The following is a 10,905-nucleotide window of genomic DNA, read 5'->3' on the forward strand; positions in this document are numbered from 1 at the left end:
ATCAATCTATTGACTTGATTTGTAACTATTTAGTTCGGTTTTATAATTTAATCTTGCATCAATGCACTTCTTCCCCCATCAACAAGATATGTGGTTCCCGAGGCAAAACCCGCATATTCGCTTGACAAAAACACACACCATGCTCCAATTTCCTCAATTGTCCCAATTCTTTGTACCAAATGAAGATTTATGGTTTCAGCCTTTGCTGCAATTGGATCTTCAAAAGAGTCAAACCATGATTGGTTTCCTTCAGTTTCTATAAATCCTGGTGCAATTCCCAAAACCCTTATTTTTGGAGCCCATTCAATAGCGATCGATTGTATTATGGACAACATCGCAGCTTTCGACACATTATAGGGAAAACAACCTTTAAGAGTTGAATAAGCATGATTAGACGCCATCATTAAAACAACAGGAGATGGAGATTCTTGTAACAGTGGCTTGATTAATTTGGCGAGTTGCCAATGTGATTCTAAATTCAAGTTAAAGTTAAAATCCCAATCTGATTCGCTGCATTCATCCACACCTTTAAAGACATTTTTCCCCGCATTTGAAATAAAAACGTCGATTTTTTTATATTTTAATGCTAGTAACATATAGAAATCATGCCTTTTAGAATTATCGGTAACATCAAACTCAAAATAGCTATATTTAGCATTTAAACTTTCCATCTCAACAATAAATTCTTTCACCAATACATCCTCTACATTTCTCTCAGAACAGACAATAATTTCTGCTCCTGCTTCTACAAACCTTCGACTTATTCCCAACCCTATACCAGAAATACCACCCGTAATAAAAACAACTTTTCCTTGAAAATCTATTGTTAACGCCATAACATAAAATTATATATAAAATCCGGGCTTTGATTCTAATATACCAGGATGTCTTTCCATTTCTTCTTCTAAAAGATCTACCCCTAAACCCGGTCTATCACTTAAAACCAAATGCCCATTTTTAATCATATCGCCTATTGGATAATCTATAACTGTATCTCTCCAAGGAACATCGTTAAACATAAACTCCTGCCTAAAGAAATTTGGAACACATGCACAAACATGGGCACTTGCTAATGTTGACAATGGCCCATTGGGATTATGCGGCGCCAATAGTACATTATATGTTTCCATCATTGTTGCCATTCTTTTCATTTCCGATGGTCCTCCACAACGTGTAATATCAGGCATCATAACATCGCATATATTCTTTTCGAGAACTGGTCGAATTCCATGTCGCGTATAATGTCGTTCCCCAACACATATTGAAACATTGGAAGGAATTCGATCCCGCATTGCCCTCAAATTATCAGCATTCTCCGGACCTGCTGGTTCCTCATACCAGGTAATCCCTAATTCTGAAAGTCGTTCAGCCATAATAACTGCAACACGATTATTCAACATAGCATGAGTCTCAATCATGATATCAAAATCCTCCCCAACTGCTTCACGAACAGCTTTACTAACCTCAAAAGCTAAATCCTGCTGTCTAGGACTTAAAGCCAAATTAGAAGACAAATCTTCACCGTAGAGATAGTTTGTATGAGCAAATGGATCAAATTTCAGCCCCGTAAATCCAGCTTCCTTAACCTTATATGCCTGTTTAGCATAGTCTTCAGCATTGTGCCCACCACCTGTAAACCAATAATTGGCATATAATAATATCTCTTTTCGAAATGCTCCTCCTAATAAATCGTAACATGGAACTCCTAAAACTTTTCCTTTTAGATCTAATAATGCCATATCAATTCCTGATATAGCACACATACTCGCACCATAAGGTCCAACCCAGTTTAGATCTCTATATAGTTTGGTCCATATAAAATCCGTTCGCATTGGATCTAGACCAAGGATTCGCTGACCCACATGTTTTGCAGCCTCATAAACAATTGGACTCCCAGGCCAATTTGTCGCTTCTCCAACGCCTGTGAGCCCAGTATCTGTATATATTTTTATCAAAGTCCAATTATATTTGACCCCTTCTACCAACCAAACTTTTACGTCTATTATTTTCATTGATTTAATTTTCTACTTGAATATTAAAATTACTTCCCATATTTTTTGAGTCAATTGGATAGTCTACCTAACACAATTATATAAAATTGATATGAAAAATATTTTTTTTAAACATTCACTTTATAATATTCCAAATTCAGAAAACGCCTCCTGAGCACTCATGCCCTGCAACACTTTATTTAGTACAACTTTTTCACTCCTGGATTTCTCAAGTGCTCTGGAAAAAACTTCAACTACATGTTCTTTTGGAACAATACAAACACCATCAATATCACCCAAGATAATATCACCATCATTAATCATCACATTACCGAATTGAATAGGCACTCGCCAATCAATTACTTTGCCTCGTGGTGCCTGATCCTGCGCATAACATCCCATCGAAAAACATGGAAATCCCAAATTTAAGATACCATTTGTGTCCCGAGAATAACCGTTTACAACTGCTCCTTGCGCACCTAGCACTTTAGCTCGAGCACTCATAATTTCTCCCCATAATGCAAAATCTGGACTTGCTCCACTGCATATATAGACTTCCCCCTCCTTTAAATCATCCAATGCCTCTAACATCAGTCCAAATGGTTTCTGCAATACTGGATTTTTGGAAACTTGCTCCCCAACTGATTTTACGTCTGCTTCCAAGACTGTCATCGCCCTACCTACAATAATCATATGATCATGTAGAGGTCTAATATTTGCCGGTAAGAATTGATTTAATAATCCCATCATATCCATAATATCCCCAACTACAGCAGTATACAATTCAGATTTTATGAGAGAAAACAATTCTTGGTCATTTGACCATTCAACTTCATAGGTATTATTAATCATGATATTTTTATTAAAATCTTAAAATAATTTCTCCACGACATGGGTTTGCCTCTAACATTTTGCAGTAATTGCCCCAGGCAATTTCAGGATAGTCCCACTTATTATTGCTGAATAAAACAAGTTGCTCATTTTCAAGCCGATCCAGTCTGCATGCTACATCTCCTGAGTTGGATATCACAGACATTAATCTATTGTTTCCTTCATACAAACTGTAGAAATAGATATTTTCCTTCATCCCTTTTGATTCTTGAGTTAATGGATTTTTACTACCTGCACCTTTATCGGACCAGTAATAATAGTTGTGGGTATCTTTATTCCAGGTATTTTTCGGTTGTAATCCATATTCAACTTGATTTGGGTTGTAAAATGCAACATCTCCCTCATTCCCCGCAAATTCATCATCTGGATAATAATTCCAAAGTCCGTTTCTAGACCATTTTAAACGATCAATATGGTCTGATAAATAGTACTTTAATCCCATTTCCCTTAAATATCCATTCGGCTCCCCTTCAGATTTGTAACTAGTCTTAATTTCACCATTTGGATAAATCGCAATTTCAAAAGCAACTTTTAATTCCTTGTAATTCCCTTCGATATTAACTTTTACAATCTTATTTTCAATTTTGACATCTAATTTTGTTTTCTTCCAATCAGCATCCCTTACTTTATAATTATCCGCAATCTTGCGAACTTCTGCCCCAGAAAGATGATTTAAATTAATGTCAAGATTTAAAAATGGACCTTTGCTAATAAATTGCTTACCATTAATTTTTGCATTCTCAATTAACCCGCTTTTTTTTGAAACAGGAATTATAAGACCATTTCCCTTAATCATAATAAACTCTTCTGTTTCTTCTAATTCAAATTGCTGATTAATTGTAGTTAATGGAAATTCGATCGGCTTAGATCCAAAATAATACTTGTAAGTATCAATTTCTAAACCATTCTTATCGACAAAACTTAATAACAAAGGCTCTCCATTTTTCCATTCTTCTGCAGGTATGACAATTTCACCTTTGGAATGTGGTTTTAAACTTGTCAATTCTATTGCTTTCTCTTGACCCAAATAGTTATACTTTAGAATAATCTCATTCAGATTTGTATGGTCAAATCTATTATAGATTGGAAGAATCAAATCTTCAGTTTTTTTAAATTCTTTTATTGAATTTCCTTCTATCAAAACTCTGATCGGAGAATGAGCCTTTTTTGTCGACCAAAATTCAGGTTTCTTCCTTCGCCAAACATCGACAATCCCCCATTCTCCATACCCTACAGCAGAACCCTGAAAATCAACAGGTTTTGCAGTCTTTGAAAACTCCTTCCAGTATGGACTCCCTTTTTTTAACTCTTTAGGAATATAAAAAACCTCATCTACATAACCCCAGATCGCACCCCCTAATCCGCCCTGTGTTGGAAATAATCCTCCCCACATCATGTCCATTGATAATCCCCAAAACTCCCTAATATTGGGATCATTTCTTAAAGTTTGGTAAGTATAACAGGCTGGATGTGCCCACTCATCAAATAGTGCTGGTATCCCATGCCCTTGAAAATTCTTTGTACTCATTCCAAATTGAGAAATATTACCATAGACATCTTGGTAATGCATACTCAGAATCTCATAAATTTTATCTCCTTCCTTTTGACTACCTGGATAGCTCCAAATAATTGGTCTAGATGTATCTTTTGATTTTACAAAGTCAAAACTTTCCTGAAAATTTCTCCCATAAATCGATTCATTTCCAATTGACCAAATAATTACCGATGGATGAGATTTAAAAGTATTGACCATTTCCCTACATTGGCTAATATATTGATCTCTAAAGGATGAATCATTCTGAGAGGCTCCAGGGGCATAATTCTTTTGTCGATATGTGTCAACAAAACATACCGCTGTCTCAACCTCAACATAAATTCCTTGTTCATTACAATATTCAACAAACCGCTCTGTAGGTGGGTAATGCGATGTTCGAACAAAATTAATATGAGATTCCTTAAAAAGCTCAACATCTAATTTATCATATTCTGCAGTTGACACCCTACCTAATTTAGGATGAATATCATGTCGATTCGCTCCTCTCAATTTTATTGGGCTGCCATTCACCAAGAACTGATCTTTCACAATCTTTACCTCTCTAAATCCTACCTGTTTTATAAAAGAATAGACTAATTTGTCCCTTCTTTTAACCTCAACTAATAATTTATAAAGATTCGGATGCTCAGCGTCCCATTTTTTTGGATTCTTTACTGATAAGGAATTTAAATTTACACCGCTTTTTAGGTTAAATTTGTTGTTTTCAAGTGAAATTTTATCTCCTTGTGGATCGATTAAAGAATATTCAACAATTGATTTATCTGTAGTTTCTTGGAAAAATGAAATATCAATTTGTCCATTCACATAATTATCGTCTAGATCAATTTCATAATTAAAATCGGTTAATGAGATTTTAGGAGTAGCAAATAAGGTCACATCTCGTAAAATCCCCCCTATTGGATGATGAGCATAGCCAGATGCATATGAAATATCATTCAAACGATCGGTTACTTTTAATTCAATTAAATTTTCTTTACCAACTTGAACATAATCAGCTATATCTGTCTCCCATCTTGTAAAACCACCATTATGTTTTCTAATAAACTGGCCATTTATCGTTAATTCAGCCTCAGAATAAACCCCATCAAACCTTAAAATAATTCGCTGCCCTTTAAAAGATTCTGGCACGAGAAAACTCTTTTTATACTCATAAGCTTTATCATGCTCTATGCCATATCCCTGCATTACTAATTCTCCAGGAACTATAACATCTTCCCAATTTGAATTTTCATCAAATTGAAACTGCCAAATACCATTTAAAGAAATAATTGGATTATCTACCTTATCATACTTTAATGGTAATTGATAAGATATTTCCTGAGCACTAATTTTTAATTGTAAAATGAATAAGAAAAGTAACAATAATTCCTTCATGGCCTTTTTAATGGTTATAAATTTTTAAAAAAATTACAATTTCAATTGAACAAAATTACCGTCATATTTTCCATGATACTAAAACTCTCTACACAAATTTTAAAACTATATATACCCAATATTTAATTAATTAATATAACTTATGGTATTATAGTTGAATTTCAGCATATTAATGCTTTATTTGTGTTTAGTATCAATATACTTTGAATATGAAAGCTCAATTTATAGAATTATCTCCTCCAACTGAGAAGACAATTCACATTAAACAAGTTAACCAGGAATTTTTAAGTAATCCTTTACATTTTCATGAATTGTGTGAATTGGTGTTAGTCCAAGAAAGTTTTGGGAGAAGAATTGTTGGAAACCACGTAGATAGCTTTTCCTCTGGTGACTTGGTATTGATGGGACCAAACATTCCTCATATCTGGAGAAATGATGAAATTTTTCTTGAACCGGAGAGTAAGCTTAGAGCAAAAGCAATTGTTATTTATTTCCCTTCTGATTTTTTAATTAGGTTAACAGATGAACAAAAAACGATTCAAGCAATGCAGAATTTTATTAACAAAGCAAAACAAGGAATTAGGTTTTATGGAGAAACTAAAGATAAAGCCAGAAAAATGATTGAAGATTTACCTGAAAAATTAAGTATTTCTAGAATAACTGGCTTTTTAAATCTTATTGAATTATTACATGACAGTAAGGAATATGAAACTTTAGCAACGGATGCTTACAAAGCTCATTTCGGCCAACAGGAGACAAATAGAATAAACCAAATTTATGTTTACGTCATGTCGAATTTCAAAGAAAATGTATCCTTAAATGAAGCAGCGGAAATATTAAACATGACACCAAATGCTTTTTGTAGATTCTTTAAAAGACATACCCAAAAATCATTTTCAAGATTTGTCAATGAGATGAGAATAGGACATGCATGTAAATTATTATTGGATAAAACATACAGTATATCGGAAATTTGCTACTTGAGTGGATATCAAAATTTAACAAATTTCAATAAATTTTTTAAATCAATTATGAATAAAAGTCCACGAGAATATCGAAAAGATTTACACCTATAAACTTAGTCCCCTAACCTCTTTTAAAACCATTTCCATAGATAAAGCTTCTTCATCGATCCAGTTTTGATAATCATGGATAGCTGTTTGTCTTAAGTCTTCAGACACATAACCTTCCTCAACTAACTGTTTAGAGCTCGCAACCTTTAACCAGATTTTTAATTTATCAACAAACAAGGGATGATTATTAGGGTAATATTCATTGGCTTCATAAATTTCAATATTTTGAAAACCTGTTTCTCGAAATAAGTCAGGCAAATCATCAGCCATCCTGTTATTCATTCCCGAATCTCTTCGCCATGTTAACCAAGATTGATAAAATCTTTGCATGCTATCAGGAACCTTTGGATGCCAAGCAATATCTTCATGTATATAATCCAATACTGACAATATACCATTCGTTTTTAAAAGGCTTTTCATCTTAACAATAGCCTCCTTTTGGTTTGTCAACCATTGCAATGTCCTTGCTGATACAATTAAATCAAACTTTTCGTTCGGAGAGAAATCCATTAAATCTATATGTATTAATTCAAGATTTTCAATATCGGAATTCATTTGATTTCCTGAATTAATAAATTCTAATGTGTGATCAATTCCTACAACCTTGCCGGTTGGACCAACAAGCTCAGCAATACCCTTTGTGATCGCTCCTGTTCCACAACCTACATCCAATACGATCATACCCGGCTTAATTAAGGGAACAACCGTCTTGTAATCATGCTGCAATGTCCTGGCATCAAATATCTTATCTGCAGATTGTTTGGTCCTATCTACATATTTTTGCATAATAGAGTTCTTTTAGGTTGAAAAATAAACCTAAAATACATCATTTTATTTAGATAGCAACCTCTTTCTGATTCGACTTAGAGATTGATTTTTTATTCCTAGAAATGAAGCAATGTGATATGCATTTATTCTTTGTAAAATATTTGGGTGCTCTGCTATTAAATTCAAATAGCGTTCTTCATGACTTAAAAAAAGAAGCTCTTCAGTTCTAACTTGAGAATTATTGAAAAAATGTTCCGCCAACATACGACCAAACCTCTCCCAATTTTTATGAGATTCATATAAGTTTTGTAATTTCTCATAACTGATATAAATAATCTCCGAATCTTCAAGAGCTTCTATAAAGTATCTGCATGGATGCTGAAAAACGAAACTTCGAAATGAAACAACAAACTGATCTTCAGAAAAGAAAAAAATATTCTTCTCTTCACCAGAATCATCATCATAATAGTAAATCCTAAAAATACCTTTGACAATTATTCCTAAATCTTTACAAACAATATTCTGCTGATTGAAATAATCATTTTTCTTAATTATCTTTTTATTCCAAAATGGAAGACTCATCGAAATATCCTCATCCGATAAATCACCTATTCCATTCAGAATTTTCTTAAGGTATTCTAGTTTTTCTGTCATTAAATATTCCGTATATCTTAAAGTTAAGAAATTCGATTATGTTTTCTTTGTTTTATGAATTGATAGATGGAACCAACAATAAATAACAATAAAATTATCCCTAAAGTCTTTACCACCAATGGATCACTAACATCCTTAGCCAAAGGATTTCCTACTGGAATTCTAGTCAAAGTTTCATTTGTCGTAGGAATCATAGACAAGAAAAAGCTTAAGCTCAAGAAAAAATTTTCAAAATACTTACCATTAGGCTTTTTAACCTTCTTATTAATGATGAGTGCAACTATGATTAAAATTAAAATAACAATTGAAATCCCATGGCCTGGGTTGAAACCTCCATGTTTACTGATACCCAATGCCGTAACACTGGTAATCAAAGTACCATAAAAGTAAATTCTCCCACTCAGCTTATCCAAATGAATCTTACCGAATTTTACAAAGGAAAACAAACCCGCAAATATTGAAAGAATACCGATTAGAGTATGAAATACTCCTAAGCCTGTAAGTCCCATCGCTTATCCTTCCTTATATTCAACCGAAAGAGTTATATCTAATCCTGTTAGAGCTTTTGAAATCAAACAATTTTCTTTAGCTCCTCTTGCAATCTCTTCAAATTCCTTTGAAGAAAGACCCGCAATAGTATCTGCAGTAAGATTTAACTCAACCATTTCGATTTTACCCTTCTCCATGTCAAAATATACATTGGCAGTCGTATTCAAATTGCCTGGCTCATATCCCAATTGGGTCAATGCCAAGGACATTGCCATTGTAAAACATCCAGCATGTGCTGCTCCTAATAATTCCTCTGGATTTGTTCCAATCCCATCTGCAAATCTTGTGTTAAATGAATATTGGGTAGAATTTAAAACCCCGCTCTGAGTGCTGATCTTTCCTGATCCTGATTTGATGTTGCCATTCCAAATGGCATTTGCTGTTCTTTTCATGATTTTTCCTTTATTGTTTGAAACAAAAATCAGCCAAATTCGAACAGCATTTTTTCACTTAAGTGAATTTTTAAAATTATTTTTTGAACTCAGGTGAATGCTAATATGAAGGTTTATTGAAATATGGTATTCCTGTTAACTCATATAGGGGTTTATATAACATAACTCTTTTAATTAGTTTCCCGTGATCCTTGTATCGAAGTAACTTTTTAAGTTTATTCCCAATGGTAAAATTCTTGGTCATAGAAAGGAGTTCAACTGCCATTTTATTAGAATTTAAATTATCAACAGCAATATCCCGTAATTCTTTGCCATGATCAGCATTGTATTTGCCAAATTCCCTTATCAAATCCTTTTCTGTATATTTTCGGTTTAAATACCTCCCGGAACAATTATTTCTAATATACTTCCAAAAATTCTTGGGTTGAAGATATCCATCTGCTTTATTTCCATTATATCCTCTATTGTCATAGATTAAACAGGGTCTCCCACAAGCCATGGCATCATATATAGACCTTCCAACTCCAACTACAATGTCTGATTTATTAATATGTTCTTCGATATCCAAAGTAGGATTTACAAGTTTGTTATACGACCTAAATTCCCATCCTTTATGGTTACAGATTTTCTTTAATATCTCATTTGCCCTTTCACTTTGACACAAGGATAATACACTTTCTATCTGATTTTTAGGATCAGATAAAGAAATTTTTTGTTGAACATCAACCCCATTTAAGATAACCGAATTTGGATACCCCAGTTTTGTGAGATGATTTGATACTTCTTCCGAAATTCCAATATGATAATCTGCTAATGGAGATGGTTGTTCCAAATCTGGAATTATTCCATGACAAACTTGAATTATTTTTCCCTTATTATATAATTCGAAAACTGAAGTCCTATGATTCGCAATTATTAAATCATACTTTTCATTAGACATAAATGGAATTTGTAATTCAGACTCAATTTTATCGGATACTAATCCCCTGTTAAATGCAAAATATTCTAATTGTAACCCTTCAATTTGCTTCAGTGCTTTTAATAAATCGTAGGTATATGCCTCGGAACCTCCTATTTGATCTAAATGATTTGTAGCTACTAATATTTTACTAGGATTTTTTACCATGAATAAAATATGTTGATTGGTATTTAACTCGAAAAGTAGATATTAAAAAAACGATGCCAATTAGGATTTGATACATTAACATTGCAACTTTTTTGTTACAACCATTTTGTCCTTTCATGATTTTAAGCATAAAATGCATTAATAGAAAATCCTTATATTTGTTGTAATGCGATTCATTTCTATTATATTAATGATGTACGTCATGGTATTAACTTTAATACCTTGCAGTGATCATTTATTTGAATCCTCTAACACACAACATCATCACAATCATTCTGAAAACCAAAAAGATCATCAGCATGAAAATCATGACTGTGGAAAGGATACCTGTACTCCTTTTTGTACTTGTTCATGCTGCGGAATCGCATTAAGCGCAGCCGATTTTCATATATTCAAACTTGAAAAACCTTTTGAATCCTTTACTTACCAGGATTTAACTCATAAACCTTATCCATTAATTAGCATCTTCCAAGAAAACATCTGGCAACCGCCTAGAGTTTAAAATTCAATTATTTAAATATTCTGAGCGAAT

Annotated in this window: 11 protein-coding genes; 2 read left to right on the forward strand and 9 right to left on the reverse strand. The window is 33.2% G+C overall.

What is annotated here, in order from left to right; translation table 11 throughout:
* Positions 1-47: 47 nt before the first annotated feature.
* The 4 genes from E0Y80_RS08380 to E0Y80_RS08395 all read right to left on the reverse strand — a co-directional run bounded on the left by E0Y80_RS08380 (position 48) and on the right by E0Y80_RS08395 (position 5,811).
* Entirely contained in the window at positions 48-836 is a 789-nt protein-coding gene (locus tag E0Y80_RS08380) for an SDR family oxidoreductase (RefSeq protein WP_156307214.1), read from the reverse strand.
* Between the two features lie 9 nt (positions 837-845).
* On the reverse strand, positions 846-2,012 hold the full coding sequence (locus E0Y80_RS08385) for a mandelate racemase/muconate lactonizing enzyme family protein (protein ID WP_156307215.1): 1,167 nt from the start codon (positions 2,010-2,012) through the stop codon (positions 846-848).
* Positions 2,013-2,132: 120 nt separating this feature from the next.
* Complete coding sequence (locus E0Y80_RS08390; RefSeq protein ID WP_156307216.1) at positions 2,133-2,843, reverse strand: RraA family protein; 711 nt, start codon at positions 2,841-2,843, stop codon at positions 2,133-2,135.
* Positions 2,844-2,853: 10 nt separating this feature from the next.
* Positions 2,854-5,811 (reverse strand): glycoside hydrolase family 2 protein, encoded by a 2,958-nt coding sequence (locus E0Y80_RS08395; RefSeq protein WP_156307217.1) that lies wholly within the window; start codon positions 5,809-5,811, stop codon positions 2,854-2,856.
* A 209-nt stretch (positions 5,812-6,020) separates the two neighbouring features.
* Here E0Y80_RS08395 and E0Y80_RS08400 point away from each other — a divergent pair, with 209 nt between their 5' ends.
* Positions 6,021-6,887 carry an AraC family transcriptional regulator gene (locus tag E0Y80_RS08400; protein WP_156307218.1) on the forward strand — a complete coding sequence of 289 codons (867 nt, stop codon included), beginning with the start codon at positions 6,021-6,023 and terminating at the stop codon, positions 6,885-6,887.
* Here the strand turns inward: E0Y80_RS08400 and E0Y80_RS08405 are convergent.
* The 5 genes from E0Y80_RS08405 to E0Y80_RS08425 all read right to left on the reverse strand — a co-directional run bounded on the left by E0Y80_RS08405 (position 6,882) and on the right by E0Y80_RS08425 (position 10,373).
* On the reverse strand, positions 6,882-7,670 hold the full coding sequence (locus E0Y80_RS08405) for a methyltransferase domain-containing protein (protein WP_156307219.1): 789 nt from the start codon (positions 7,668-7,670) through the stop codon (positions 6,882-6,884). The genes E0Y80_RS08400 and E0Y80_RS08405 overlap by 6 nt on opposite strands.
* 45 nt (positions 7,671-7,715) lie before the next feature.
* On the reverse strand, positions 7,716-8,306 hold the full coding sequence (locus E0Y80_RS08410; RefSeq protein WP_156307220.1) for a Crp/Fnr family transcriptional regulator: 591 nt from the start codon (positions 8,304-8,306) through the stop codon (positions 7,716-7,718).
* Between the two features lie 23 nt (positions 8,307-8,329).
* Positions 8,330-8,815 (reverse strand): hypothetical protein, encoded by a 486-nt coding sequence (locus E0Y80_RS08415; protein WP_156307221.1) that lies wholly within the window; start codon positions 8,813-8,815, stop codon positions 8,330-8,332.
* A 3-nt stretch (positions 8,816-8,818) separates the two neighbouring features.
* Entirely contained in the window at positions 8,819-9,247 is a 429-nt protein-coding gene (locus E0Y80_RS08420) for an OsmC family protein (RefSeq protein WP_156307222.1), read from the reverse strand.
* Positions 9,248-9,347: 100 nt separating this feature from the next.
* Positions 9,348-10,373, reverse strand: a complete 1,026-nt coding sequence (locus E0Y80_RS08425; protein ID WP_156307223.1) for a glycosyltransferase family protein — start codon at positions 10,371-10,373, stop codon at positions 9,348-9,350.
* Between the two features lie 166 nt (positions 10,374-10,539).
* Here E0Y80_RS08425 and E0Y80_RS08430 point away from each other — a divergent pair, with 166 nt between their 5' ends.
* Positions 10,540-10,875: a DUF6660 family protein gene (locus E0Y80_RS08430; RefSeq protein WP_156307224.1), complete on the forward strand. Its 336-nt coding sequence runs from the start codon at positions 10,540-10,542 to the stop codon at positions 10,873-10,875.
* The last annotated feature ends 30 nt before the right edge of the window (positions 10,876-10,905 follow it).

Origin of the sequence: Sphingobacterium endophyticum, from assembly GCF_009733535.1 — a bacterium.
In the GTDB taxonomy this organism is placed as follows: Bacteria; Bacteroidota; Bacteroidia; order Sphingobacteriales; family Sphingobacteriaceae; genus Sphingobacterium; species Sphingobacterium endophyticum.